We start from the raw sequence: 26,493 nt of genomic DNA, 5'->3' as shown, positions 1-26,493 counted from the left end.
GTTAAGCGTTCCTCGCAACGACCCTCGGCCGGTCGTGAGGTCCGCGCTCAGACGGCGGTGGGCAGCGAGACGGTGACGGTGGTGCCGACGCCGACCTCGGAGTCGACGTGGATCGTGCCGCCGTGGGCGTCGACGATCGCCTTGCACACCGCCAGGCCGAGCCCGGTGCCCTGGATCGCGGCCTGCTGGGCCTCGACCGAGCGGAAGAAACGCTCGAAGAGCCGGTGCTGCTGCTCCCGGGAGATGCCGATGCCGGAGTCACGCACGCTGAGCACGACGTGGGCCGGCCGCGTCGGGTCGGGCGCGTCGGCGAGGCACAGCTCGACCACCACCCGGCCGAGGTCCTCGGTGAACTTCACCGCGTTGCTCAGCAGGTTGAGGACCACCCGGTCGAGGTGGCTGGCGACCCCGAGGACCGTCGGCACGAGCCCGCGCTCGGGCAGCACGACCTCGAGCCGCCGCGCCCGGAGGATCGGCAGCAGTGAGCGGTGGCTGTCGTGCACGACGGCAGTCAGGTCGACCGGCTCGAGCGCCTCGTGGTGCGAGCCCGCGCCCGAGTCGACCTCGGCGAGCGTGAGCAGGTCGCCCACGAGCCGCAGCAGCCGGTCGGCGTTGCGGTCGATCACCTCGACGGCGCGGTCCTGCTCGGACGACAGCGCGCCGAGCATCCCCTCACGCAGGAGCTCGCTGTAGCCCCGGATGCTGGACAGCGGGGTGCGCAGCTCGTGCGACACCGTCGCCACGAAGTCGGTCTTGGCCTGGTCGAGCTCCCGCAGGCGGCGCATGGTCTGCGCCTGCTGCTCCCAGGCGTCGGCCTGCACCAGGGAGGCGCCCAGGTCGCGCACGATGCCGCGCAGCAGGGCGCGGTCGCGACCGGCCCAGGTCCGCGGTGTCGACGAGACGACCAGGAGCCAGCCCTGGTAGTCCGCGCCCACCAGGATCGGCTCGCAGCCGAGCGCCGCGCCCCCCATGTCCTCCCACAGCTCGGGGTCGTCCTCGAGGTCCTCGAGGTCGTCGACCCACAGCCCGTCGGCGGGCTCGGTGAGCGCCGCCAGCCGGGTGGCGAGGGCGGGGTGGTCCACCCACGGATGGGCGAGCACCTCGCAGCGGTCGACCCCGAGGGCCGCCTGGAGCCCGGTGCACGCGCGGTCGCGCAGCTTGACCGGGTCGAGGTCCTGCCGGAAGTCGCGGACCAGCTCGGCGACGAGCCGCTCGCGGCCCGCCTGCTCCACCAGGTCGGCCTGGGCGGCGCGCAGGTCCTGCAGCGCGTCGTACAACGCGGTCGTGGCCGCCTCGCCGGTGCGCTCCGCCGCGCGGCGCGCCTCGCGCTCGCGGGTCAGCCGCTGGCGCAGGCGCGCGACCTCCGAGGCCCGCTCCGCCTCGACCGGTCCCCCCTGGACCCCGTCAAGCATGCGCCGGCGCGAACGACACCGTGAGCACGCAGGCCTCGGCACCGTCCTTCATGCAGACGTCGTGGGTCAGCCGGGAGGTCTCGCGGAAGTGGGTCGCGGCACCGTCGATCATGCCGACGGCCAGGTCGCACAGCCGGCGGCGCGAGGCGTAGGTGAGGAGCAGCGCGTCCCCCTCCCCCTCGTCGAACCCGAAGTCGGGCGGGTCGGCGTTGACGTGGAGCTTGCGGACCTCGGGATGGATCACGTCGTTGAGCGTGAGCAGGAACGGCCGCGTCGAGGCGTGCGGCGCGAAGAAGTGCGGGTAGCGCTCGGCGAGGCCCAGCAGGGCCTCGTGGCCCAGCCAGCGGGTGAGCTCGCCCGGGTCGGTGTCGAGCAGCTCCGCGCCGGAGGCGACCAGCGCCCGCAGCTCCTCGTCGGGGTAGAGCTCCAGCGAGGTGTAGGCGCCGGTGACGCCGGCGCGGTCGAGCACCTGGTCCCAGGCGTCCTCACCGTGGCGGGCCGTCACGGCTTCCTCGACCAGGTTGAAGATGATCCCCTTCATGGGCTCCCCGTCCTCCCTCGAGAGTCCCGACGACCCTAGCGACGGTCCAGCCGGGCGGAGTGGGATTCGGCCTCATCCCAGCAGCGCGTCGGCGGCGGCGTAGGGGTCCAGCCGTCCCTCGGCGACCTGGGCGGCCAGGTCGTCGACGCGTCCGTCGGAGCCGACGCCCTCCCACTGCCTGCGCAGGGCGTCCACCGCGAGCGCCTCGACCTCGGCCCGGGCACGACGCAGGCGACGGCGCTCGAGGTCGCCGCTCTCCTGGGCCTGGGCGAGGTGGCGGTCGAGGGCCTCGGTGACCTCCTCGACGCCCTCGCCCGACTGGGCCGACATGAGCAGGACCGGTGGCCGCCAGGCGGCGTCACGCCGCTCGGTCAGCGCGAGCATCGAGCGCAGGTCGCGGCGGACGGTCGCCGCCTCGGGCCGGTCGGCCTTGTTGACCACGTAGACGTCGCCGACCTCGAGGATGCCGGCCTTCGCCGCCTGGATCCCGTCGCCCATGCCGGGGGCGAGGAGCACGACGGTGGTGTCGGCGGCGCCGGCCACCTCGACCTCGCTCTGCCCGACGCCGACGGTCTCGAGCAGCACCACGTCGAAGCCGGCCGCGTCCAGCACGCGCACCGCCTGCGGCGCGGCCCAGGCCAGGCCGCCGAGGTGGCCGCGGGAGGCCATCGAGCGGATGTAGACGTCGCGGTCGGTCGCGTGGTCGCCCATCCGCACGCGGTCGCCGAGCAGCGCGCCCCCGGAGTACGGCGACGAGGGGTCGACCGCGAGGACCGCGACCCGCTTGCCCTGGGACCGCCAGGAGCGGACCAGCGCGTTGGTCGAGGTCGACTTGCCCACGCCCGGGGCGCCGGTGACGCCCACGACGTGCGCCCGACCCACGTGCGGCGCGAGCGCGGCCATCACCTCACGCAGCTGGGGCGAGCCGTCCTCGACCAGCGAGATCAGCCGTCCGACGGCGCGCGCCTTCCCCGAGCGGGCCTGGTCGACCAGCTCGGGGACGGCGACGACTCTGCGTGTGCTCAGGCCACCTCCGGTGGTCGAGCCTGTCGAGACCACGTTCAGGCCGACGGCACCTTCACGATCAGGGCGTCGCCCTGACCGCCGCCACCGCACAGCGCGGCGGCGCCGACGCCACCACCGCGGCGCTGGAGCTCCAGCGCCAGGTGCAGCACGATGCGGGCGCCGGACATGCCGACCGGGTGACCCAGCGCGATCGCGCCACCGTTGACGTTGACCTTGTCGTCGGACAGGCCGAGCTCGCGGGCCGAGGCGATGCCCACGGCGGCGAAGGCCTCGTTGAACTCGACCAGGTCGAGGTCGGCCGGGGCGATGCCCTCCTTCTCGCACGCCTTCGCGGTGGCGGCGGCGGGCTGCAGCTGCAGGGTCGAGTCGGGGCCGGCGACCTGGCCGTGCGCGCCGATCTCGGCGAGCCAGGTCAGGCCGAGCTCCTCGGCCTTGGCCTTGCTCATCACGACGACGGCGCAGGCGCCGTCGGAGATCTGCGAGGAGGTGCCGGCGGTGATCGTGCCCTCCTTGGAGAACGCCGGGCGGAGCTTGCCGAGGGACTCCGCGGTGGTGTCGCCGCGCACGCCCTCGTCGGTGGTGACCTGGGTGTCGCCGCCGCGGCCGGAGATCGTCACCGGGACGACCTCGTCGTCGAAGACGCCGTTCTTCCACGCGGTCGCGGCCTTCTGGTGCGACTGGGCGGCGAACTCGTCCTGCTCCCCGCGGGTCAGCTTCTGCGCCGCGGCGTTGCACTCCTCGGTGAGCAGGCCCATCGCCTGGGCGGTGGTCTGGTCGAACAGCGCGTCGTAGGCCATCGAGTCGACGAGCTTGGTGTCGCCGTACTTGAAGCCCTCGCGGGACTTGGGCAGCAGGTGCGGGGCGTTGGTCATCGACTCCATGCCGCCGGCCACGACGATGTCGTGCTCGCCGGCGCGGATCATCTGGTCGGCCATCGCGATCGCGTTGACGCCGGAGAGGCAGACCTTGTTGATCGTGATGGACGGGACGCTCATCGGGATGCCGCCGGCGACCGCGGCCGAACGGGCGGGGTTCTGGCCGGCACCGGCCTGGATGACCTGGCCCATGATGACGTAGTCGACCTGGTCGCCCGAGACGCCGGCCTTCTCGAGGGCGCCCTTGATGGCGACCCCGCCGAGGTCCGCGGCGGACAGGCTCTTCAGACCGCCCAGCAGACGACCGATCGGGGTGCGAGCCCCAGCGACGATGACGGAACCGGACATGTGTGCCTCCTGGAGGGACGTGGCGGACTCACCGACGATACCGACGGGTAGCCGGTCGGCGGCAGGGGTGACCGGCCCTGGTGTCTGAGGGACAGGTCACAGTCGCGCCTGCGCCGTGGACGCCCGCGCGGCCGTCGTACGACGATGGCGGCATGAGCGACGCCTCCCTGCAGATCCCCGAGCACCTGTTCATCGCGATCGACCACGTCGGCGTGGCCGTGCCCGACCTCGACGAGGCGATGGCGTTCTACCGCGACGTCTACGGCATGAAGGTCCTCCACGAGGAGACCAACGAGGAGCAGGGCGTCCGCGAGGCGATGGTCGGCGTCGGCGACTCCGGCTCGTGCATCCAACTGCTGGCCCCGCTCGACGAGACGAGCACGATCGCCAAGTTCCTGGACCGCAACGGGCCGGGGATGCAGCAGCTGGCCTACCGCGTCACCGACGTGGAGAAGGTCGCCGCGATCCTCAACGAGCGCGGCGTCCGCACGCTGTACGACGCTCCCAAGCGCGGCACGTCCGACAGCCGGGTCAACTTCCTGCACCCCAAGGACGCCGGCGGCGTGCTCGTCGAGCTCGTCGAGCCGGCCTCCGACGGCGGTCACTGAGCCCTACAACGGGATCGGGTCGCGCGGCTTCTTGTTCCAGCGCTTCCACCAGGTGCGCTGGAGGCGCTGGGCGAGCCGCCCGCGCTCGGCCGTGCCGCCGACCACCGAGGGGCTGCCGTGGTCGCACACCACCGCCCACCGGTCGCCGAGATCGACCAGCCGATGCCCCTCCTGCAGGGCGAGCTCGAGGCTGAGCGCGTCGACGTCGAGGTGGTGCTTCATCACCACGGCGGGGCGCCCGTCCACGAGCGCCCCGTCGCCGCTGACCACGCTGTTGCCGCGCGCCTCCTCGAGCACCACGACCATCCGCAGGTGGTCGACCGTGCTGCGCGCGTGCGGGGTCGGCGGAGGGTTGCCGATGCGGGAGTACGTCGGCCGTCGCGTCGCGAGCAGCTCCTGCACGCGCGGGGGCACGTCGGGGAAGGCGACCAGCCGGATCTCCGCCCCTCGTGCGGCGGGGTCGGGCAGGGCGGTGCGCACGGCGTCGGCGACTGCGGTGAGGGCCGGGCCGACGTCCTCGGACCCGACGACCAGCAGCCCCTCGCGCGGGGCGTCGCCGACCTGCATGCCGAGCATCCACACCGCGGCGACCCCCTCGTGGGCCCTGGCCGCCCGCCGCACCCCGGCGGTGAGCTCCTTGACCGCGGGGATCGGCGGGAAGTCCTCCCAGACCAGGTGCACGCCGTCGGGCACCGGCACGGCGTAGGGGCGCAGGTCCTCGACCGTCGCCGGGGTGAGGGTGGTCCAGCCCGGCGTGCCGGGGTCGATCCAGAGCCCGCAGCCCTGCGGGAGCAGCGCGACGATCTCGTAGCCGGTCGCGGCGCTGACCTCCTGGGGCGTGCCGGCCACGGGGTTGGCCGCGGCCTGGGCGCGGCCGAAGGCCGGGTCGGTGAACGCGACGGCCATCGGTTCGCCGGCGTCGGTGGCGCCGTGCACCAGGGCGAGGCGGCCGGTCGACGGATCCTGGGTGACCAGGACGTGGATCGTGCTGCGGAGCACCGACCAGGGGCTGAGGTGGCGCGGCCCGTCCGGCGGCCCGGGAGGAGGGGTGCTCACGAGCGGTCGACCGCCCAGCCGGGCCGGCGCTCGGGCACGCGGTGCTGGGGGTGCGGCCCCCGCACCAGCCGGGCCACCTCGTCCATGTCGGCCTGGCTCGGCTGGCCCCAGCCGCTCTGGTAGCCCAGCACCTCGCGCAGCGTGCGGGAGGTCGCGCGCCCGTCGAGCAGCTCGACGTCCTCCGCGGTGACCAGCGACGGGTGCGCCACGCCGACCGCCTCGGCGAGCTTGCTCAGGTCGCGGCGGAACGCCCCGACGTACCTCGCGACCCGCTCGGCCTTGAGCTCGGGCACGAGGGCGCGGGTCAGCCACGGGTTCTGGGTGGCGACGCCGGTCGGGCAGGTGCCCTCGTGGCACTTGAGGGTCTGCAGGCAGCCGACGGCCAGCATCGCCTCGCGGGCGACGTTGACCAGGTCGGCACCCACCGCGAACGCCATCAGGGCGTTCTCGGGGAGGCCGAGCTTGCCCGAGCCGATGAAGACGACGCGGTCGCTGATGCCCCGCCGGGCGAAGGCGGAGTAGGCGCGGGGGAAGGCCGCCTGGAAGGGCAGCGCCACGTGGTCGGCGAAGACCAGCGGAGCCGCCCCGGTGCCGCCCTCGCCCCCGTCGATCGTCACGAAGTCGACCCCGCGCTGGCCGTCGGCCATCGTGGCGGCGAGCTCCTCCCAGAAGCGCTCGTCGCCGACCGCGGACTTGATGCCGACGGGCAGGCCGGTGGCGTCGGCGATCGTCTCGACGAAGTCGAGCATCGAGTCGACGTCGTGGAACGCGGTGTGACGCGAGGGGCTCACGCAGTCGCGGTCGCGGGGCACGTTGCGGATCTCGGCGATCTCCGGGGTGATCTTGGCCGCCGGCAGCACGCCGCCCAGCCCGGGCTTGGCGCCCTGGCTGAGCTTGATCTCGATCGCGCGGACCGGCGCCGAGCCGACCAGGTCGACCAGACGGTCGAGGTCGAAGCGGCCGTCCTCGTCGCGACAGCCGAAGTACGCCGTGCCGATCTGCAGCATCAGGTCGCCGCCGTGGCGGTGGTGCGCCGAGAGGCCGCCCTCGCCGGTGTTCTGCCAGAAGCCGCCCAGGGCGGCCCCGCGGTTGATCGCCTCGACGGCCGGTCCGGACAGGCTGCCGTAGCTCATCGCCGAGGTGTTGACCACGGACTGGGGCCGGAAGGCGTGACGCCGTCCGCGGGCGCCGCCGAGCACCTTGGCGCCGGGGATCCAGGCGTCGAGCCCGTGGTGGGCCTGGGTGCTGGAGGGGACGACGTCGCTGAACGTCCGCTGCTTGATGATCGGGTAGTCCTGCGAGTGCTCGAGGTCGTTGTCGGTCCCGAACCCGAAGTAGTTGTCCATTCCCTTGGACGAGGCGTAGATGTAGCGCCGCTGGTCGCGGCTGAAGGGCCGCTCCTCGTCGTTGGAGGCGACGACGTACTGCCGCAGCTCGGGGCCGACCATCTCCACCAGGTAGCGCCCGTGCCCGAGGACCGGGAAGGCCCGCAGCAGGGAGTGCCGGCGCTGGAGGAGGTCGTGGGCGGCGACCCCCGCCAGCGCCGCTCCGACGCCCGACACGATCCGAGAGAGCTTCATGGGACCAGCGTTCCCCCCTCGTCGGATTGGTCACACGCAGGTGCCACACGCGGTGACCCGCCGGTAACCTCCTGCGAACCCTGTCTGCCTTCCTCGACACCCAGGAGCCCTTGTGCAGCACATCCTCGACGCGATCATGGCCGGTGACACCTCCTCGGAGGACTACGCCGCCCTCGAGGTCCCCGACCACTACACCGCCGCCTTCGTCAAGAAGGACGAGCAGGGGATGTTCGAGGGGCTCGCCAGCCGCGACAAGGACCCCCGCAAGTCGCTGCACGTCGAGGACGTGCCGCTGCCCGAGCTCGGGCCGGGCGAGGCCCTGGTCGCGGTGATGGCCAGCGCGATCAACTACAACACGGTGTGGACCTCGATCTTCGAGCCCGTCTCCACCTTCGGCTTCCTCGAGCGCTACGGCCGGATGTCGCCGTTGGCCAAGCGTCACGACCTGCCCTACCACGTGGTCGGCTCCGACCTGGCCGGCGTCGTGCTCAAGACCGGCCTGGGCGTGCACTCCTGGAAGCCCGGTGACGAGGTCGTCGCGCACTGCCTCTCGGTCGAGCTGGAGAGCCCCGACGGCCACAACGACACGATGCTCGACCCCGAGCAGCGCATCTGGGGCTTCGAGACCAACTTCGGTGGTCTGGCCCAGGTCGCGCTGGTCAAGTCCAACCAGCTCATGCCCAAGCCCGCGCACCTCACCTGGGAGGAGGCCGCCTCCCCCGGCCTGGTCAACTCCACCGCCTACCGTCAGCTGGTCTCGACCAACGGCGGCAACATGAAGCAGGGCGACAACGTCCTGATCTGGGGCGCCTCGGGCGGCCTGGGCGGCTTCGCGACGCAGTACGCCCTCAACGGCGGCGCCACCCCGATCTGCGTGGTCTCCAACGAGGAGAAGGCCGCGATCGCCCGCAAGATGGGCGCCGAGCTGGTGATCAACCGCTCCGAGGAGGACTACCGGTTCTGGAAGGACGAGCGCACCCAGGACCCCAAGGAGTGGAAGCGCTTCGGGGCCAAGATCCGCGAGCTGACCGGCGGCGAGGACATCGACATCGTCTTCGAGCACCCGGGCCGCGAGACCTTCGGCGCCTCGGTGTTCGTCACCCGCAAGGGCGGCACGATCACCACCTGCGCCTCGACCACCGGCTACATGCACGAGTACGACAACCGCTACCTCTGGATGAACCTCAAGCGGATCATCTCCTCGCACTTCGCCAACTACCGCGAGTCGTGGGAGGCCAACCGCCTCATCGCCAAGGGCAAGATCCACCCGACCCTGTCGAAGTCCTACGCGCTGGCCGACGTCGGCCAGGCCGCGCTCGACGTCCACAAGAACGCCCACCAGGGCAAGGTCGGCGTCCTCTGCCTGGCGCCCGAGGAGGGCCTCGGGGTCCGCGACGAGGAGCTGCGGTCCCAGCACCTGGACCAGATCAACGCCTTCCGCGGGGTCTGAACCGGCTGGTCAGAGCCACTCCCGACATCGGGGCGCCACCAAATCCGTCGACACGACGGGGTGGCGCCCCGTCGTCGTGCCCTGCCTGGGTGAGACTAGGGGCGTCGCCGCAGCACCAGCAGGAGAGAGGGAACCCCCATGAGTGAGCGCGGACTGTCCATCTTCGAGGACAACCAGAACAAGCAGGGCACCGCAGCACCCGCGTCGCCCGCAGGGTCCGCCGCACCGCAGAAGGCCGGCGCAGCCAGGCCCGCGGCCGGGCAGGGCGGCGCGAGCGCCACCGCGACCCAGACCCAGCCGGTCGTCCCGGTCGCCGGGGCCTCCCCGCAGTTCCCCGTCGCCCGCCGTGGCTACGACACCACCAGCGTCGACCGTCTGTTCCAGACGATCACCGCCGAGAAGAAGCTGCTCACCTCCCAGGTGGCCGAGCTGCAGAAGCGCAACGCCGAGATCGCCCAGGAGCTGGAGTCCCTCAAGACCGACGCCTCCGAGCGCGACAACCCGACCTTCGCCGGCCTGGGCGGCAAGGCCAGCGAGATCCTGCGGCTCGCCGAGGAGCAGGCCTCGGAGGTCCTCGCCTCGGCCCGCACCCGCGCCGACGAGATCGTGCGCAAGGCCAACCACGAGGCCGGTGCGCTGAAGAACCAGGCCTCCCGCGACGCCGACGACATGCGCATGACCCAGCTCAAGGAGCTCGACGAGGCCCGCTCCAAGGCGATGAGCGAGGTCGAGCGGCTGCGCACGACCGCCGAGACCGAGGCCGCCGACATGCTCGCCGCGGCCGAGCGCGACGCCAAGCAGCGCCGCATGGCCGCCGAGCAGGAGAGCCAGGGTCTGCTCACCTCCGCGCGCCGCGAGGCCGAGACCGCGCTGGCCACCGCCCAGCGCGAGGTCTCCGAGATGCAGCGCACGCTCGCGGTCGAGAAGGAGCGCCTCACCCGTGAGGCCGCGGAGAACCACTCCAACGCGATCGCCGAGACCAACGCCCTGCTCGCGCAGGCCGAGGAGCGCGCCGACGCCGCCGAGACCCGCTCGCGCGAGGCCATCCAGGCCGCGCAGGTCGCGCGCCAGGACGCCCACACCGAGGCCGAGCGGGTGCTGTCCCGCGCCCGCCGCGAGGCCGAGCAGGTCGTCGCGGCCGCCCAGTCCCAGGCCCAGACCTTCATCGACGCCGGCCACGCCGAGGCCGAGCGTCAGCTGGTCGAGCTGACCAACGAGGTCGACGCCCTGACCAAGCGCCGCGACGCGATCGCCGCCCAGCTCAACGCGCTGCGCGAGGTGATGGGCGGCTTCGCGGGCACGGCGACCGACCAGGCCCCCGCCTCCGAGTGACCGACGGCTCGGCCCCGGCACCTGCTGCCGGGGCACGGCGCCCCGCCGTCCCGCGGTGGGTCCACCACAGCCCGGTGGCGCTGGGGTTCCTGGTGGGCCTGGGCTGGTTCCTCGCCCAGGTCCTCGGTGGCCTGCTCGTCTCGATCAGCTCGGTGCTGATCCTGGTCGTCGTCTCGTTCTTCCTCGCGGCCGGCCTCGACCCGTCGGTGCGCTGGCTCACCGGTCGAGGGCTGCGACGGCCGTGGGCGGTCCTGGCGGTGATCCTCGGCTTCCTCGCGGCCCTGGTGCTCTTCGTGGTCGCCCTGGTCCCGGTCATCACCGACCAGGTCAACGCGATCGTGTCCAACGCCCCCGACTGGCTGCAGCAGCTCCAGCGCAACAAGCAGATCCAGTCCCTCGACGACCACTTCCACTTCATCGAGAAGGCCCAGGCCTTCATCAGCAACGGCACGTTCGCCCGGGGCGTGTTCGGCGGCGTGCTCGGCGTGACCGTCGCCGTGCTGGGGTTCCTCGGCAACGCCTTCATCGTCATCGTGCTGACGCTGTACTTCCTCGCCTCGCTCGAGCGCACCAAGAGCGCCATCTACGAGCTGGCCCCGGCGAGCAGGCGCGACCGTGTGCGCGACCTGGGCGACCGCATGCTCGAGAGCATCGGCGGCTACGTCTCGGGCGCCGTCGTCGTCGCCTCGTGCGCCGGCATCTCCTCGCTGGTGTTCCTGGCCGTCGTCGGGCTCAAGGACTACGCCGTCGCGCTGGCCGCGGTGGTGACGCTGCTCGACATCATCCCGATGATCGGCGCCACGATCGGCGCCGCGATCGTCTCGGCCATCGCGTTGGCCACCGACGTCCGCACCGGCATCGTCTGCGTGATCTTCTACGTCGTCTACCAGCAGGTCGAGAACTACCTGATCTACCCCCGCGTGATGTCGCGCTCGGTCAACGTCCCCGGCGCGGTCACCGTGATCGCCGCGCTCACGGGGGCCGCCCTGCTCGGGGTCGTCGGGGCGCTGCTGGCCATCCCCACGGCGGCCGCCCTGCTGCTCCTGCTCCGCGAGGTCTGGGTGCCCCGGCAGGAGGCTCGCTAGCGCCTCGCGTTTGAGGGTGGGTCCGAACGGTAATGCATCCCAGGAGCGGCAGGGCCACTCGGACCCTGTCCCGACCGACCCGAGGGAGCCCACGTTGAGCGACGACATCAAGGCGAAGGACGACTCGAGGGAGGACGCGACCGAGTCGGCTGAGTCGACCGAGTCGGCCGAGCCCGCGGACGCCGTCGGTCTCGACGACACCCCCTACGAGTCGACCAACAACTCCCGCGAGGAGACCCGGGCCATCATGGAGGCCAGCTCCCCCGACGACGTCGACAAGGACCTGCTGGAGACGATCGAGGAGGAGCGCCAGGAGCGCCTCGACCCCGACAACCGACCCGACAACGCCGAGGTCGACAACACCCAGCGCACCTTCATCCCGGAGGAGGCCCGCTTCGAGGACAGCGACATCTCGGAGAACGACGCCCAGGACGGGATCGGCCAGAAGGAGCCCGACCCCGAGGCCCAGGCGGGCTCCGCGAGCGACGTCAAGGACGACGCCCAGGACGACGCCCAGGACGACGCGTCCCCCGACACCGACGAGGAGGGCGAGGCCGCGGCGCAGGAGGCCGAGTCCGACGCCTCCACCGGCCCGCGGCCCAGCAGTGACGACGCCGCTCCCGGGCGCCACAAGGCCTGACCCACCCGATCCACAGTCGAGGACCCGCGGACCCGCAGGTCCAGGGCCCTCAGGCTCCGCTCAGGAGTAGTCGTGGAAGCCCTTCTTGGTCTTGCGACCCAGCTCGCCCGCCGCGACCTTGTCGCGCAGGGTGGCCGCGGGCTCGAAGCCGGGCTCGCCGAACTCCTTGAGCAGCTCCTCCTGGATCGCCAGGGAGACGTCGTTGCCCACCACGTCGAGGAGCTGGAACGGCCCCATCGGGAAGTTGGCCTCGGCCTTGATCGCCGCGTCGATCTCGTCCAGCGCGACGCCCGACTCCGAGAGCGTCACCGCGTCGTTGAGGTAGGGGAACAGCAGGCAGTTGACGATGAAGCCGGCCCGGTCGCCGCAGGAGACCGCGACCTTGCCGACCTCGGCGCACAGCGCCTTGGTGGTCTCGTCCACCTCGGGCAGCGTCTGCTCGGTCGTGACGACCTCGACCAGCTTCATCACCGGGGCGGGGTTGAAGAAGTGCATGCCGATGACCCACTCCGGACGCTTGGTCGCCGCGGCGCAGTCGCCGATCGGCAGCGAGGAGGTCGTCGTCGCCAGGATCGCGCCCGGCTTGCAGATGCGGTCGAGGTCGCCGAACAGCTCGGTCTTGACCGCGAGGTCCTCGGCGATCGCCTCGACCACGAGGTCGACGTCGGCGAGCGCCTCGCGGGAGGTCGAGCCGGTCAGGCGGCCCAGCACCTGCTCCTTGGCGGCCGCGTCCAGCCGGCCCTTCTCGATCGCCCGGTCCAGCGACTTCTCGATGCCCTTCACCACGCCGGCCAGCTTGTCGTCGCTGCGGCCCACGACGACCACGTCGTAGCCGGCCTTGGCGAACACCTCGACGATGCCGCTGGCCATCGTGCCCGTGCCCACGACGCCGACCGTGGCGATGTCGTGACGCAGCTGGGGGGCGTCGTCGGCCGAGGGGGTCTCCTCGTCGGCGGCGACCGCACCGTCGGCGTAGGTGTAGAACCCGCGCCCGGCCGCGACACCGGTGCGACCCTCGGCGACCAGCTTCTCCAGCAGGTCGGCCGGCTGGTGCAGGTGGTCCCCGGTCTGCTCGAAGCGCGCGGCCAGGCGGTCCCGGACCACGTCCAGCCCGATGCGGTCGATCACGGTCAGCGGGCCCTCGGGGTAGCCGCACCCGAAGCGCATCGCGGCGTCGATGTCGGCGCGCGAGGCGTAGTCGGCCTCGTACATGCGCACGGCGTGGTTGAGGTAGGGCAGCACGAGGAGGTCGTGGATCTCAGACATGTGCTGGATGATCCCACGTTGTTACCTCTCGGTAACAGGGTCCCGCGGACCGGTCGCCCTGTGACCCTGGCCACGCGCCCCGCCGGGTCGCGGGCCGACGTACGGCGGTTGGTAGCGTGCCGCGCGTGAGACTCGTCGTCGCGCGGTGCCAGGTCGACTACGCGGGACGGCTGACCGCCCACCTGCCCATGGCCACCAGGGTGCTCATGGTCAAGGCCGACGGGTCGGTGCTGGTCCACTCCGACGGCGGCTCCTACAAGCCGCTCAACTGGATGTCTCCCCCGTGCACGGTCCGCGAGGGCGTGACCGACGACGGGCAGGTCGAGTGGGTCGTGAGCAACCCGAAGTCCGACGACACCCTGCGCATCCTGCTCGAGGAGGTCCTCCACGACTCCTCCCACGACCTCGGCGTCGACCCGGGGCTGCAGAAGGACGGGGTCGAGAAGCACCTGCAGGAGCTCCTCGCCGACCACCCCGCGACCCTCGCCGAGGGCCTGACCCTCGTCCGGCGGGAGTACCCCACCGCGATCGGTCCGGTGGACCTGATGTGCCGCGACGCCGAGGGCCTGTGCGTCGCGGTCGAGATCAAGCGCCGCGGCGAGATCGACGGGGTCGAGCAGCTCACCCGCTACCTCGAGCTGCTCAACCGCGACCCGTTGCTCACCACGAGGGGCCAGGTGCGCGGCGTGTTCGCCGCCCAGGCGATCAAGCCCCAGGCCCGGGTCCTCGCCGAGGACCGCGGCATCCGGTGCGTGGTCGTGGACTACGACGCTCTGCGCGGGATCGACGACCCCACCGCCCGCCTGTTCTGAGCCACCGGAGGCCCTCCCTCGCCGCGGACGGCGTGGTGTCGCGGATCCTCGCGCGACCGGCCTGACCGCGGACGGGCGGCTCAGTCGCTCCCACGAAGCCCGCCGGGCCAGTCGTGGAGCAGCTCCTCGGCCAGTCGCTGGAGCGCACCGTCCCAGCGGGCCCGCGCGTCGAGGTACCCCGCGCACGAGTCCTCGATGACCGGCACCCCGGCCCGGCGCAGGTCAGCCAGGGTCCGCCCGTGGTCGCGGCACCACCCGGCGCGGCGGTCGGGGGACGGGTCCGCGTCGACGGGCCCGACCAGGCTCTCGGTCAGGGCGGTGGCCGCCATCTCGATCTCGCGGAGCGCGGAGCCCCCGAGCTCCGGCCGGTCCGCCTGCGAGAGGTCCACCGAGGTGCGCAGCAGGGTGACGGTCTCCCACGAGGTCAGGAGGACCTGCGGCAACGCGTCCCACCCGGCCGGGTCGTGGAACGAGCGCAGGACCGGGTAGGCGCGATGGGTCTGGACGACCTCCCGCAGGTCGGAGGCCATGGCGGCGAGGTCGACCGCGGCGGCCACCGGCCCCTCCTCCCACAGCGCCCGCACGACCTCGCTGCCGTGCCCGGTCCCGCCACTGCGCTGGTGGAGGGCCAGCGCGAAGGTCCTGCGCCCGTTGAGCGTGCCGTAGACAGAGATGAAGTAGGAGATCGCCATCGTGAACGTCAGGAAGCCCGTGGCCGCCTCCCCCACGACGAGCATGCGGTACGCCGCCGTCGTGGCGACGAGGTCCCCCAGGCCCAGGGTGGTCAGGTCGTAGCCGCTGAAGTACAGCGCCGTGCCCCACGAGCGCTCCGTCGGGCCTTGCGCCGCGGTGACGGCGCCACCCAGCGCCGGGAGGTAGATCGCTGCCCACCCGACCAGCAGCAGCACCAACCACGCCAGCAGGCTCGCGGTCACCTCGGTGGGGCCGGCGTAGGCCAGCAGCCGTCTCCTCAGGCCGGGCGAGAGGTGCCGGGTGCAGCGGAAGACCGCTCGGACCCACCTGGACAGCGGCCGACGCACCGGGCCCCGCCCGCTCCCCGGGAGCAGGACCGTGGCGAACACGTCGCTCAGGGCGAGGCCGACCACCGCCGCGCCGCCGAGGAGGTGCAGCAGCACGGCGGCCGGGCTCAGCGTCGGGTCCCACACGCGGATGCGCATACCCCAAACTCCATGCGGGTAGGCATACATCGTCCGAGCCCGGCTCATCTTCGGGGGTCAGTCATGCACAGCAGGCGCACCAGGCCGAGCGCCTCACCGCCTCTGCGCCTGCGGGTGCCCCGGGCGCTCCGCGAGTTCGCAGCGGTCCCGCTCGCCGTCGTCGTGGTGCTCGTCGTCCTGGCGGCCGCCTCGATCATCGGCGACCAGGCGCACGGGCCGTTCGTCCGGGGGCTTCGCACGTTCCTGGGGCACTACATCGGCAAGCAGACCGCGGCGGACACCCTCGGCGCGGTGGCGACCGGGCTGGTCACGGTCACCTCGATCACGTTCTCGGTGCTCCTCCTCGCCGTCCAGCAGACGGCCTCGAGCCTCTCGCCCGTCGTCTTCGACCAATTCGTCCGTCGGCGGGGCAACCAGCTCTACCTCGGCCTGTTCGTCGGGCTCGCGCTCTACTCCTACCTGGTGATGGCGGCCGTGCAGCCCAAGACCCCGCCGATCATCGGGGCCTTCGTGGCGACCGCGCTCACCGTCGTCGCGCTCGGGTGCCTGCTGGTCCTCGTCTACTCCACGATCGACCAGATGCGGCCGGACAACGTGATGCGCCAGCTGCACGACCGGGCGGTCCGGGCCCGCGCGCACGAGGGCGCGACCGTGTGCCGCACACGTCGGCGCTCGACGTGCTCCGCCCCGGTGCGGGCCGAGCACCGCTGCCCGACCTTCGGCTACGTCGAGTCGGTCGACCTCGACCAGCTGTCCGGAGTCCTCTCCGACGGGCAGGGCGAGGTCGAGATGCGCTTCACGATCGGCGACGAGGTCGTGCGCGGCGACCTGCTGGCGGTGGTGCGACACCCGGAGGAGGCGACCGCCCGCAGGATCTGTGAGGCGCTGCCCCGAGCCGTCCAGATCAGCCCGAGACCCGACATCGACGTGGACCCCAGCACCGCGGTCCGCGACATCAGCAACATCGGGTGGAGCAGCGGGTCGACCTCCAAGCACAACCCGGCCATCGCCGCGCAGGCCCTTCACGCGCTGCGCGACCTCGGTTCACGCTGGGTGGCGGAGGGTGAGCGCGCGCCCGCCTCCGACGCGGTCGCGGTCGTCTACCCCGACCGCGACGTCGACGACCTCCTCGACGCGCTCTACTCGGCCGCGGTGGTGGCGCGGGAGTCCCGCCAGCACCAACAGGCCGCCAAGGTGCTGCGCACCTACCGCTTCCTGCTGGACAAGGCGACCGGCGACGTGCTCGCCCGGCTCGCCCGCGACCTCGAGGTCCTCCGGGCCGAGCTCGACCTGCTGCCGCGCTCGCCGGAGGTCGAGACCGAGCGCGAGCGGCTCACCGCCCAGCTCACCCGGCTGGAGGGGTTGGCCCCGAGCCACTGACCAGGTCGGCGACCTCGTCGGCGCAGCCCCACGACAACGTCACCCCGGCGCCGCCGTGGCCGTAGCAGTGGACCACTCGCCGGCCGTCGCGCTCCTCCGCCTCCAGCCGCACCTGCGGGCGCGCGGGTCGCAGACCTACTCGGGTGCCGAGCACCTGCGCGCGGCGGATCGCCGGGACGAGCTCGCGGGCCCGGGCGAGCATCTCCTTCCCCGCCGCGGGGTCGAACGAGCGGTCCCAGACGCCCTCGTCCTGGGTGCCGCCGACCACGATGTCGTGCTCGCGCGGCACGACGTACGTCGGCCCAGGCCCGTCAGCACCGGCGTCCAGCCACCACTCGTCGAGACCCACCTGCTCGACGTAGGCCACCTGGCCGCGCACGGGCTGCACCGAGCCGTCGTCGCCGAGCAGCCGGCCGCCGAGCCCGCTGGCGTCGACGACCGTGCCTGCGCTCGGGAGGGCCGAGAGGGCCATACGGGTGAGGGTGCCGCCCAGCTCGTCCACGCGGGACCGCAGCCAGTCGAGGTGGACCGGCATCTCCACCACCGGCGCCACGAAGGTCCAGCCGTCCGCGTAACCCGCGGGCAGGGCGGTCGCCCGTGCCAGCTCGGGGACCGCGTCGGCCCACCACGGGCGGGGGCCGGTGCGGCGCAGCACCTCGGTCCCCCGGCGCAGGGTCACGCCGGTCCCGGGCCGGTCGGCCAGGTCGGTGAGGGCGGCGTAGGTGGTGGCGCCCCAGGCGGTCACGCGCTCGAAGGGGTAGGCGCGGTGCGGGTACCACAGGGCGGCCGCGACGGCGGAGGTCGTCTCCTGCGGCAGGTCGCGCGCGACCACCGCGACGTCGTGGCCCCGCTCGAGCAGGCGCACCGCGCAGGTCAGGCCGATCACCCCGGCACCGACGACCACGACGCGCTCGCTCACGGGCCCGATCATCGCAAGATCCGGCGTCCGCCGCAGGAGGCCGCCTCAGGTGCCCGTCAGAAGGTCGGCTGGGGCCGGAGGTCGGCGCGCTGCTGGAGCAGCTCCTGCGCGCGGGCGAGGTGCTTGTGCTCGACCAGCACCTCGTAGCGGGTGGCCACCACCGCCGAGACGGCGGAGAAGTCGCGCTGCCCCTTGGTCGCGGCGTAGCCGAGGAGGGCCCAGATGAGGCCGAAGAGCGCGCCCATCACGACCGTCGAGAGGATCGTGGCGAGCTGGTTGCCCTGCCCGAACAGCGAGAAGATCACCCCGACGAAGAGACCGAGCCACAGCCCCGACAGCGCACCGGCGGCCGCGACCTTGCCGGTCGTCAAGCGGCCGGTGATGCGCTCGACCTGCTTGAGGTCGGTGCCGACGATCATCAGGTTCTCGACCGGGAACTCCTCGTCGGAGAGGTGGTCGACCGCCTTCTGGGCCGTCGCGTAGTCGTCGTAGACCGCGAGGGACTGCGGGAACTCAAGGGCCAGCCTGGAGCTCTGGGCGGCGGCGGGGACGGCGTTCTGCATGCTCATGACTCCATCGTGCCCCCTCACCCTGAGGCGACACCGTGACTCCCGCCCGACGAGGCTGTGGGAGGACCCGCGACCGGTGCCGGTCACGCACCGTGACAGTTCGTGCTGCCACGATGGGGCCACCCGTTCCCAGGAGGTACGCCGTGGCCGACCGACCCGATCCCTTCGCGCGGCTGGTCAACACCGCCAAGTGGCTCAAGGACCACCCCGAGGTCCTCATCGACGCGGCCAAGGGCCTGCTCCCCCAGCGCTCCACCGGGCCGGTCGCGGCCGCTGCCGAGGCTGCCCACGAGCCGCCGGCCGGGCTCGCCGACTACTCCCGCACGGCTCGGGCGGTCCGCGAGGTGCCCACCGACCCCGCCCGCACGCACCGGACCGTCACCGACCTGGGCCGCATCGGCGACTGGCTGGCCCTGCACCAGGGCTGGCGCGGCGAGGCGCCGACCGGCGCGGCGGAGGGCGTGAGGTTCGTCCAGAAGGTCAAGCTCATGGGCATCCCCGCCGACGTCTCCTGGACGGTGACCGAGTCCACCGAGCAGCGGCTCGGCCTGGGCGGCACGGGCCCGATGGGCCTGGTCATCGGCATGTGGGTGAGCCTGCTGCCCGCGGCGGGCGGGACCGTCGTGGTGGTCGACGCCGGCGTGGGCGGCGACCCGGTCAGCGGCCCGCTGGGCGGCTCGGTGGTCCGCAGCATGCAGGAGTCCCTGGAGTCCTCCCTCGAGGAGCTGGCCAGGCTCCTGGAGGAGCAGGCCGGGGACGAGGGTGACGACGCCCCCCGGTTCGCCGCGCTCCCGGTGCTGCACCACGCCTCGGGGCGCACCATCGACGGACGGACGCCGGTCATCGTCGGCGTGGGCCAGGTGGTCGAGCGCGAGCCTTCCACCGACCGGCTCGAGGACCCCGCGGCCCTGGCGGCACACGCCCTGCAGCGTGCGGCCGAGGACGCCGGGGTCCCGGCGCTCCTCGCCCAGGCCGACTCGGTCTACGCCGTCGCGAGCGCGAGCTGGACCTACCGCGACCTCGGCCGCGCGGTGGCCGACCGCCTCGGCGTCGCGCCGCACCGCACGGTCATGTCCGCACGCTTCGGCGGCGACGCGGGCCAGGCCCTGGTCAACGAGGCCGCCCAGGCCGTGGTCGACGGCGAGGCGGCCGTGGTCCTGGTCTGCGGCGCGGAGGCCGGAGCGACGCTGTCGCACGCGCAGAAGGCCGGGGTCGACCCCGGCTGGCCGGAGCAGCCGGCCGACCTCGCACCCGACTCGGTCATCGGCAGCGACCGCGACGCCAACACCCCGGCCGAGGTCTCGGCCGGGCTCAACCTGCCCGTCCACACCTACGCGCTGATGGAGCAGGCCCTGCGCGGCAAGCTCGGCACGACGCCGGAGGAGCACACCGCGCGCATCACCGGGCTCTGGTCGACGTTCTCCGAGGTCGCCGCCGGCAACCCCTTCGCCTGGCAGCCCGAGGCCCAGGGCGCCGAGCGGCTCGCGACCGCGGACGCCGACAACCGCATGGTGAGCACGCCCTATCCCAAGCTGCTGTGCGCCAACCTCCAGGTCGACCTCGCCAGCGGGCTGGTCCTCACCAGCGCCTCGGCCGCCGAGGCCGCCGGGGTGCCGCAGGACCGGTGGGTCTTCGTGCACGCCGGTGCCGCGGCGTACGACGAGTGGTTCGTCAGCGAGCGCGGCGACCTGGCCGCGTCCCCCGCCATCCGCACCATCGGCGACAAGGCGCTCACCCACGCCGGGATCACCGTCGACGACCTCGGCCCGGTCGACCTCTACTCGTGCTTCCCCGCGGCGGTGCAGATCGCCGCGACCGAGCTCGGCCTGCCGGTCGGCGACCCCGGGCGCCCGCTCACGGTCACCGGCGGCCTGACCTTCGCCGGCGGTCCCGGCAACAACTACGGCGGCCACGGCATCGCCTCGATCGTGCCGCTGCTGCGCGCGGACCCGACGGCCTACGGCCTGACCACCTCGCTCGGGTGGTTCGCCACGAAGCACGCCCTGGGGATCTACTCCGCCACGCCGCCGGCGCGGCGCTTCTGCTCGCTGCACCCCGTCCTCGAGCCGACCCCCAAGCGCCCCGCGCCCGAGAGCTACGACGGCCCGGCCGTCGTCGAGTCCTACACCGTCGACGTGGACCGGTCGGGCGACCCGCGCGCGACGATCCTCAGCCTGCTCACCCCCGCCGGGGCGAGGGTGCTGGTCCGCAGCGAGCAGCCCGAGGTCGCCCGGGCGGCGCTCGGGGAGGACCTGCTCGGGTGGACCGTGCAGGTGGCCGGCCAGGAGGTGTCGTTCACCGACCGCAGCCGCAGCGACCTGCCCGCTCCCCCGCCCATGCCCGTGCTGCTGGACCGCCGCGGCGGCGTCGCGGTGATCACGCTCAACCGGCCCGAGCGCCGCAACGCCATCGACCTGGCCACCGCCGAGCTGCTCGAGCAGGTCGTCGACCTCGTCGAGTCGGACGACGAGATCCGCGTCGCGATCCTCACCGGCGCCGGCGGCACGTTCAGCGCCGGCATGGACCTCAAGGCGGCCGCGCAGGGCAGCTTCGCGATGACCGAACGAGGAGGGCCGCTCGGCATCGCCGCGCGCCGGGTCGAGAAGCCGCTGATCGCCGCCGTCGAGGGCCACGCCCTGGCCGGAGGCTGCGAGCTCGCCCTCGTCTCCCACCTGATCATCGCCTCGCGCGAGGCCCAGTTCGGCATCCCCGAGCCCAAGCGGGGCCTGGTCGCCGCGGCCGGCGGCGTGATGCGGCTGACCCAGCGCCTGCCGCGCAACGTCGCGATGGAGCTGGCGCTCACCGGCAACCCGATGCCGGCGACCCGCATGGCCGAGCTCGGGCTGGTCAACCGGCTGGCCGAGCCCGGCGAGGTGCTCGACGCCGCGCTGGAGCTCGCCGCGGAGATCGTCGCCAACGCGCCGCTCTCGGTGGCGATGAGCAAGCGCATCGTCGAGGAGTCGCCCGACTGGTCCACCGAGGAGGAGTTCGACCGGCAGAGCGACCTGGCCGGCGTCGCGCTGGTCTCGGAGGACGCCGTCGAGGGCGTCGCCGCGTTCGCCGAGAAGCGCGAGCCGGTCTGGAAGGGCCGCTGAGGCGGGACCCGGTCAGTCCAGGCCGTTGGCCCTCCGGATCACCCGCACGATGCCGGCCATGATCTCGGTGAGCCCGAAGTCCTTGGGCGTGAACACCTCGGCGACCCCGAGCTCCTTGAGCCGTGCGGCGTCCGAGGACGGGATGATCCCGCCGACGATGACCGGCACGTCGTCCATGCCCTCCGCCCTGAGCCCGTCGAGGACGGCCGGCACGAGCTCCATGTGCGACCCGGACAGGATCGAGAGCCCGACGCAGTGCACGTCCTCGGCCACCGCCGCGGACACGATCTGCTCCGGGGTCAGCCGGATGCCCTGGTAGATCACCTCGAAGCCGGCGTCGCGCGCCCGGACCGCGACCTGCTCGGCACCGTTGGAGTGCCCGTCGAGACCCGGCTTGCCGACCAGCAGGCGTAGGCGCCCGCCGAGCTCGTCGCCGGTCGCCTTCACGGCGTCGCGCACCGCGGTCAGCTCGGCGCCCGCCTCGGCCACGCCGACCGCGCCGGAGACGCCGGTGGGGGCGCGGTACTCGCCGAACACCTCGCGCAGCGTGCCGGCCCACTCCCCGGTGGTGGCCCCGGCCCGGGCGGCGGCCAGGGTCGCCTCCATCAGGTTGGCGCCGGACTTGGCGTCCTCGACCAGGCGCTGGAGCGCCGCGTCGACCTCGGCCTGGTCGCGCTGGGACTTCCACTGCTCCACGCTCGCCTGGGCGGCGCGCTCGGCCTCGGGGTCGGCGACCTGGATGGCCGCGTCGAGGTCGGCGGTCAGCGGCGACTCCTCGGTGGTCTCGAACTTGTTGACGCCGACCACGACCTCGTGGCCGGCCTCGATGCGGGCGCGGCGGGCGGCGTGGCTGGAGACCAGCGCCTGCTTCATGTAGCCGGACTCGACCGCCGCGATCGCGCCGCCCATCGCCTGCACGCGGTCGATCTCCGCGCGCGCGCCGGTGACCAGCTCGGCGACCTTGGTCTCGATGACGTGCGAGCCCTCGAAGATGTCGTCGTACTCCAGCAGGTCGGACTCGAAGGCGAGCACCTGCTGCAGCCGCAACGACCACTGCTGGTCCCAGGGCCGCGGGAGGCCGAGGGCCTCGTTCCACGCCGGCAGCTGGACCGCGCGGGCACGGGCGTTCTTGGACAGTGTGACGCCGAGCATCTCGAGCACGATGCGCTGCACGTTGTTCTCGGGCTGGGCCTCGGTGAGACCGAGGGAGTTGACCTGCACCCCGTAGCGGAAGCGGCGCATCTTGTCGTCGGTGACGCCGTAGCGCTCGCGGGTGATCTCGTCCCACAGCTCGACGAAGGCCCGCATCTTGCAGGTCTCCTCGACGAAGCGCACACCGGCGTTGACGAAGAACGAGATGCGCCCGACGACCTTGCCCATCTCCTCGGGCGCGACCTGACCGGAGTCACGCACGGCGTCGAGCACCGCGATGGCCGTGCACAGCGCGTAGGCGAGCTCCTGCACGGGCGTCGCGCCGGCCTCCTGCAGGTGGTAGCTGCAGATGTTGATCGGGTTCCACTTGGGGATGTGGTTGACGGTGTAGGCGATCGTGTCGGTGGTCAGCCGCAGGGAGTGCTCGGGCGGGAACACGTAGGTCCCGCGGGAGAGGTACTCCTTGATGATGTCGTTCTGGGTCGTGCCGGCCAGCTTGTTGTGGACGGCCTCGATCTCCTCGTCGGTGGTCGCCCCGGCCTGCTCCTCCGCGACGACCTGGTAGAGCGCGAGCAGCCACATCGCAGTGGCGTTGATCGTCATCGAGGTGTTCATCTCGGTGAGGGGGATCTGGTCGAACAGCTTGCGCATGTCGCCCAGGTGCGGGATCGGCACGCCCACCTTGCCGACCTCGCCGCGCGCGAGGGTGGAGTCGGGGTCGTAGCCGGTCTGCGTCGGCAGGTCGAAGGCCACCGAGAGACCGGTCTGCCCCTTGCTCAGGTTGCGCCGGTAGAGCGCGTTGGACTCCGCGGCCGAGCTGTGGCCGGCGTAGGTCCTCATCACCCAGGGGCGGTCACGCTCGGGCCGCGTCGCGGTGGGGGGCGTGGGAGTCTCGGGCTGCTCGCTCATAGCCGCCAAGCGTAGGCCCGGGCTACCCCCGGGTAGCGAACTTGTGAAGTGTTCAACACGCGCGAACACGTCACACCTCGGGGTAGTTTGTGGCCTCTTCTCCCCTTCTCGGAACCCTGGAGCACCCGTGAGACCTCTCCGCATCCTCCCCCTGCTCACCGCCGCCCTGCTGAGCAGCGCCCTGGTGGCCCCGGCCAGCCAGGCCCTCACCACCTCGGGCACGAGCGCCACCACCGTCGCGCCCCGCGCCAACAGCTGCATGACCGACGAGTACCGCACCCGCGTGAAGAACGTCCGCGGCACCCAGTCCATCGGGATCACCCGCCTGGAGGGCATCACCTACCCGGGTCGCACCAGGATCACCCAGGGCCAGCGCGTCGAGCTGCACCGCAACAGCAACCTCAAGGTCGCGGTCTCCTTCAGCAGCTCCGCCACGCTCGGCGCCAGCGCGATGCTCAAGAAGGTGATCAACCTCTACGGCGAGATCAGCGGGCGCACCGCGTTCAAGTCGTCCTTCTCCTCCACGACCAAGGAGGCCTACTACGTCTTCGCCAAGACGACGATGACCATCCCCGGCGGCAAGTCGGTGGCGTGGTTCCGCGGCTGGCGTCACGTGGGCGGCAAGTTCGACTACTCCTTCTGCCACCACTACTCCGGCATGCCCACCTACGTCGGCGTCGTGGAGTGGAGGACCGGGTCGTTCCGCAGCTACGGCTACCCCGCCAGCGGCGGCCAGCGCTGCGACCTGACCGCCCAGGAGGCGGTGGCCCGCAAGGCCAAGAAGCTCGTCTGCGTCTGACCACGACCGGTCCGGGCCGGTCCTGGCCGGTCCTGGCCGGTCCGGGCCGGTCCGGGCCGGTCCGGGCACAGCGACGGCGGGTGGGGTGCACCTGCACCCCACCCGCCGTCGTCGCTGTGCTCGGCCGGTCCCCCCTCAGCCGCGGTCCCAGGCGAAGAGCCTGCGCAGCCCGCCGAACGCGAAGACCCGGCGCAGCGCCGGGGAGCAGCCCCGGAGCACCATCTGGCGCCCGGTGCGCTGCAGTCGCAGCGCGGCGGCGGCGAGGAGCTTGAGGACCGTGCCGTCGATCGACTCCACCTCGGTGAGGTCCACGACCACGTCGCCCTGCTCGCCCTCGATGCGCTCGTAGAGGGCTTCCCGCACCTCTGCGGCGTGCCGGCCGTCCAGACGGCCGGACAACGCCATCGCACTGTCCTCGTTGGCCATGAACATCCGGCTCCCCTCCCGGCGGAGTCACTCTCGGGTCGTGGGGGTTCCCCTCCGCCGCCTGCTCACTGATAGTGACGCACCACGAGCGCGATCGGTTGCCTGACAGCCCGGACTTTCGCGCACAAATAGTTGGTCAGCCGACCAACCCGTGACAGGTGTCACCGGTCGTCGAGGTCCGCCAGCTCGACCCGCTCGATGTCGACGCCGAGGCCGGTGAGCTGCTCGACGAAACCGGGGTAGCCGCGGTCGACGTGGAAGGAGTCCGCGACCGTTGTCTCCCCCTCGGCGGCGAGCCCGGCCAGCACGAGCGCCGCCCCGGCGCGGATGTCGTGCGCCACGACCTCGGCGCCGGACAGCCGTGGACGACCGCGTACGACGGCGTGGTGGCCGTCGACGTGCACGTCGGCCCCGAGCCGGGCCAGCTCCTGGGCGAACATGAACCGCGCCTCGAAGACGTTCTCGGTCACCATCGCGGTGCCGTCGGAGACCGCGGCCAGCGCCATGGCGAAGGGCTGCAGGTCGGTGGGGAACCCCGGGAAGGGCAGCGTCACCACGTCGAAGGACCGCAGCCGACGCTCGACGCGCACGCCGAACCCGTGCTCGTGCCGCGTGACCTGTGCCCCGGCACGGTCGAGCTTGTCGAGGACGATGCCGAGGTGGGCGGGGTCCACCCCGTGCACCTCGACCTCGCCGCCGGCGATGGCGGCGGCGAAGGCCCACGTGCCGCCGACGATCCGGTCGCCGACGGTGGCGTGCTCGACCGGCGAGAGCCGTCGTACGCCCTCCACGCGCAGGGTCCCCGAGCCGATCCCGTCGATGCGGGCGCCCATCGCGACGAGCATCCCGCACAGGTCGGCGATCTCGGGCTCGCGCGCCACGTTGTCCAGCACGGTGGTGCCGTCGGCGAGGGTCGCGGCGAGCAGGATGTTCTCGGTGGCGCCCACGCTGGGGAACTCCAGCCCGACCTCGGCCCCGTGCAGGCCGGCGGTGGCCTCGGCCACGACGTAGCCGTGCTCGATGCGGCTCTCGGCACCCAGCCGCTCGAGCCCCTCCAGGTGCATGTCGAGCCCGCGCGAGCCGATGGCGTCGCCGCCGGGCAGGGCCACCTCGGCGCGCCCGCAGCGCGCGAGCAGGGGGCCGAGCACGCTGATGCTCGCCCGCAGCCGGCGCACCAGCTGATAGGGCGCGTGGTGCGCGAGCTCCTCGGGCACGTCGATCTCCACCACCGCGCGGGTGTGGTCGACCCGGGTGGTGCAGCCCAGCTCGTCGAGCAGCCGGGCCATCACGTCGACGTCGAGGATGTCGGGCAGGTTGGTGATGGTCGTCGTGCCGGGGGCGAGGAGGCTGGCCGCCATCAGCTTGAGCGCGCTGTTCTTCGCCCCGCCGACGCGCACCTCGCCCCGGAGCGGGCGGCCCTGCCCGCCGGGCGAGCGCACGAGGAAGCCCTCCATCACCCGGCCCTCACGACGACCAGGCGTGCGGCGAGCGCCTCGACCTCCGCGGCCGATCGCAGCACCAGCACCGGCGGCGCGGTCGGGTCGGCCGTCCACTCCCGGGCGGTGGCCCGCTTGCGGGCGAAGGTGCGGAAGTGCCAGAGGACCACCGAGTCGTGGGAGAGCACCGCGCGGAGGGACTCGGTGTTGCCGTTGCAGACCCGTTCACCCGTCCACAGCCGGCGAGCCGTGCGCACGACCAGGCGACGCAGCGAGACCAGCCGTGGCAGGTCCAGCGCCACGACGAGGTCGGCGCGCGACAGGGCCAGGTCCGACCAGGCGCTCCAGGCCGACGCGAGCACCCAGTCCTCGGCGGCGAGGAGCCGCGCGGCGATCGAGCGCTGCTCGTCGGGGTCGCGCTGGACCCACCCCGGCAGCCATCCGATCTCGTCCCCGTCCACGAGCAGCACGCCGCGCGCCTCGGCCAGGCGCCGGGCCAGGGTCGACTTGCCCGACCCGGTGACCCCGACGACCAGCACACGTCGCGCGGCGTCGACGTCGTGGTCGGTGGCGAGCATCCTGTGACCATAGCGACACCG

Annotated in this window: 23 protein-coding genes; 9 read left to right on the top strand and 14 right to left on the bottom strand. The window is 72.8% G+C overall.

The window, feature by feature from the left end; translation table 11 throughout:
- Nucleotides 1-47 precede the first annotated feature (47 nt).
- The 4 genes from J2S63_RS16070 to J2S63_RS16055 form a co-directional block, all read right to left on the bottom strand.
- On the bottom strand, nt 48-1,412 hold the full coding sequence (locus J2S63_RS16070) for a sensor histidine kinase (protein ID WP_310304274.1): 1,365 nt from the start codon (nt 1,410-1,412) through the stop codon (nt 48-50).
- The gene (locus J2S63_RS16065; protein WP_310304271.1) at nt 1,405-1,953 is read right to left on the bottom strand and encodes a heme NO-binding domain-containing protein; all 549 of its coding nucleotides are present in this window, start codon (nt 1,951-1,953) and stop codon (nt 1,405-1,407) included. The genes J2S63_RS16070 and J2S63_RS16065 overlap by 8 nt, the downstream gene beginning before the upstream one ends.
- Before the next feature lie 72 nt (nt 1,954-2,025).
- A complete protein-coding gene (gene meaB / locus J2S63_RS16060; protein WP_310304269.1) occupies nt 2,026-3,012 on the bottom strand; it encodes a methylmalonyl Co-A mutase-associated GTPase MeaB in 987 nt (328 codons plus the stop codon).
- A gap of 2 nt (nt 3,013-3,014) precedes the next feature.
- On the bottom strand, nt 3,015-4,202 hold the full coding sequence (locus tag J2S63_RS16055) for an acetyl-CoA C-acetyltransferase (protein ID WP_310304267.1): 1,188 nt from the start codon (nt 4,200-4,202) through the stop codon (nt 3,015-3,017).
- A 152-nt stretch (nt 4,203-4,354) separates the two neighbouring features.
- On the opposite strand from J2S63_RS16055, the gene mce reads away from it, so the two are divergent.
- Complete coding sequence (mce, locus tag J2S63_RS16050; RefSeq protein WP_310304265.1) at nt 4,355-4,810, top strand: methylmalonyl-CoA epimerase; 456 nt, start codon at nt 4,355-4,357, stop codon at nt 4,808-4,810.
- 3 nt (nt 4,811-4,813) lie between these two features.
- On the opposite strand, the gene J2S63_RS16045 is transcribed toward mce, so the two are convergent.
- Together J2S63_RS16045 and J2S63_RS16040 are read right to left on the bottom strand one after the other, a co-directional pair.
- Nucleotides 4,814-5,866 carry a hypothetical protein gene (locus J2S63_RS16045; RefSeq protein ID WP_310304262.1) on the bottom strand — a complete coding sequence of 351 codons (1,053 nt, stop codon included), beginning with the start codon at nt 5,864-5,866 and terminating at the stop codon, nt 4,814-4,816.
- Nucleotides 5,863-7,446, bottom strand: a complete 1,584-nt coding sequence (locus J2S63_RS16040; protein ID WP_310304260.1) for a glutamate synthase-related protein — start codon at nt 7,444-7,446, stop codon at nt 5,863-5,865. Before J2S63_RS16040 ends, J2S63_RS16045 begins: the two co-directional genes overlap by 4 nt.
- A gap of 112 nt (nt 7,447-7,558) precedes the next feature.
- Here J2S63_RS16040 and ccrA point away from each other — a divergent pair, with 112 nt between their 5' ends.
- From ccrA to J2S63_RS16020, 4 genes are all read left to right on the top strand, one after another.
- Complete coding sequence (gene ccrA / locus J2S63_RS16035) at nt 7,559-8,896, top strand: crotonyl-CoA carboxylase/reductase (RefSeq protein WP_310304257.1); 1,338 nt, start codon at nt 7,559-7,561, stop codon at nt 8,894-8,896.
- A 138-nt stretch (nt 8,897-9,034) separates the two neighbouring features.
- Nucleotides 9,035-10,228 carry a coiled-coil domain-containing protein gene (locus J2S63_RS16030; protein WP_310304255.1) on the top strand — a complete coding sequence of 398 codons (1,194 nt, stop codon included), beginning with the start codon at nt 9,035-9,037 and terminating at the stop codon, nt 10,226-10,228.
- 74 nt (nt 10,229-10,302) lie between these two features.
- Nucleotides 10,303-11,313 carry an AI-2E family transporter gene (locus J2S63_RS16025; RefSeq protein WP_310304253.1) on the top strand — a complete coding sequence of 337 codons (1,011 nt, stop codon included), beginning with the start codon at nt 10,303-10,305 and terminating at the stop codon, nt 11,311-11,313.
- Nucleotides 11,314-11,407: 94 nt separating this feature from the next.
- A complete protein-coding gene (locus J2S63_RS16020) occupies nt 11,408-11,953 on the top strand; it encodes a hypothetical protein (protein ID WP_310304251.1) in 546 nt (181 codons plus the stop codon).
- A gap of 60 nt (nt 11,954-12,013) precedes the next feature.
- Here the strand turns inward: J2S63_RS16020 and J2S63_RS16015 are convergent, their stop codons facing one another.
- Entirely contained in the window at nt 12,014-13,219 is a 1,206-nt protein-coding gene (locus J2S63_RS16015) for a 3-hydroxyacyl-CoA dehydrogenase family protein (protein WP_310304249.1), read from the bottom strand.
- Between the two features lie 125 nt (nt 13,220-13,344).
- On the opposite strand from J2S63_RS16015, the gene nucS reads away from it, so the two are divergent.
- The gene (gene nucS, locus J2S63_RS16010) at nt 13,345-14,031 is read left to right on the top strand and encodes an endonuclease NucS (protein ID WP_310304247.1); all 687 of its coding nucleotides are present in this window, start codon (nt 13,345-13,347) and stop codon (nt 14,029-14,031) included.
- A gap of 80 nt (nt 14,032-14,111) precedes the next feature.
- On the opposite strand, the gene J2S63_RS16005 is transcribed toward nucS, so the two are convergent.
- Nucleotides 14,112-15,209 carry a potassium channel family protein gene (locus J2S63_RS16005; RefSeq protein WP_310304244.1) on the bottom strand — a complete coding sequence of 366 codons (1,098 nt, stop codon included), beginning with the start codon at nt 15,207-15,209 and terminating at the stop codon, nt 14,112-14,114.
- Between the two features lie 63 nt (nt 15,210-15,272).
- Between J2S63_RS16005 and J2S63_RS16000 the strand changes: the two genes are divergently transcribed.
- Complete coding sequence (locus J2S63_RS16000; RefSeq protein WP_310304242.1) at nt 15,273-16,589, top strand: DUF2254 family protein; 1,317 nt, start codon at nt 15,273-15,275, stop codon at nt 16,587-16,589.
- Here J2S63_RS16000 and J2S63_RS15995 read toward each other — a convergent pair.
- Nucleotides 16,555-17,508 (bottom strand): FAD-dependent oxidoreductase, encoded by a 954-nt coding sequence (locus J2S63_RS15995; protein ID WP_310304240.1) that lies wholly within the window; start codon nt 17,506-17,508, stop codon nt 16,555-16,557. The genes J2S63_RS16000 and J2S63_RS15995 overlap by 35 nt on opposite strands.
- 56 nt (nt 17,509-17,564) lie before the next feature.
- On the bottom strand, nt 17,565-18,071 hold the full coding sequence (locus tag J2S63_RS15990; protein WP_310306724.1) for a YflT domain-containing protein: 507 nt from the start codon (nt 18,069-18,071) through the stop codon (nt 17,565-17,567).
- Nucleotides 18,072-18,220: 149 nt separating this feature from the next.
- Between J2S63_RS15990 and J2S63_RS15985 the strand changes: the two genes are divergently transcribed.
- Complete coding sequence (locus J2S63_RS15985; RefSeq protein ID WP_310304238.1) at nt 18,221-21,172, top strand: type II toxin-antitoxin system Rv0910 family toxin; 2,952 nt, start codon at nt 18,221-18,223, stop codon at nt 21,170-21,172.
- A gap of 12 nt (nt 21,173-21,184) precedes the next feature.
- On the opposite strand, the gene J2S63_RS15980 is transcribed toward J2S63_RS15985, so the two are convergent.
- Nucleotides 21,185-23,233 (bottom strand): ethylmalonyl-CoA mutase, encoded by a 2,049-nt coding sequence (locus J2S63_RS15980; RefSeq protein ID WP_310304235.1) that lies wholly within the window; start codon nt 23,231-23,233, stop codon nt 21,185-21,187.
- A gap of 127 nt (nt 23,234-23,360) precedes the next feature.
- On the opposite strand from J2S63_RS15980, the gene J2S63_RS15975 reads away from it, so the two are divergent.
- Nucleotides 23,361-24,032, top strand: coding sequence for a hypothetical protein (locus tag J2S63_RS15975; protein ID WP_310304233.1), 672 nt, complete (start codon nt 23,361-23,363; stop codon nt 24,030-24,032).
- A 135-nt stretch (nt 24,033-24,167) separates the two neighbouring features.
- Here J2S63_RS15975 and J2S63_RS15970 read toward each other — a convergent pair whose 3' ends face one another.
- The 3 genes from J2S63_RS15970 to J2S63_RS15960 all read right to left on the bottom strand — a co-directional run bounded on the left by J2S63_RS15970 (nt 24,168) and on the right by J2S63_RS15960 (nt 26,472).
- The gene (locus J2S63_RS15970; protein WP_310304231.1) at nt 24,168-24,464 is read right to left on the bottom strand and encodes an STAS domain-containing protein; all 297 of its coding nucleotides are present in this window, start codon (nt 24,462-24,464) and stop codon (nt 24,168-24,170) included.
- 155 nt (nt 24,465-24,619) lie between these two features.
- Complete coding sequence (gene murA / locus J2S63_RS15965) at nt 24,620-25,912, bottom strand: UDP-N-acetylglucosamine 1-carboxyvinyltransferase (RefSeq protein WP_310304227.1); 1,293 nt, start codon at nt 25,910-25,912, stop codon at nt 24,620-24,622.
- Nucleotides 25,912-26,472 carry an AAA family ATPase gene (locus J2S63_RS15960; RefSeq protein WP_310304225.1) on the bottom strand — a complete coding sequence of 187 codons (561 nt, stop codon included), beginning with the start codon at nt 26,470-26,472 and terminating at the stop codon, nt 25,912-25,914. Before J2S63_RS15960 ends, murA begins: the two co-directional genes overlap by 1 nt.
- Nucleotides 26,473-26,493 lie beyond the last annotated feature (21 nt).

Origin of the sequence: Nocardioides marmoribigeumensis, from assembly GCF_031458325.1 — a bacterium.
In the GTDB taxonomy this organism is placed as follows: domain Bacteria; phylum Actinomycetota; class Actinomycetes; order Propionibacteriales; family Nocardioidaceae; genus Marmoricola_A; species Marmoricola_A marmoribigeumensis.
This window is presented reverse-complemented; position numbering and strand designations above follow the sequence as displayed.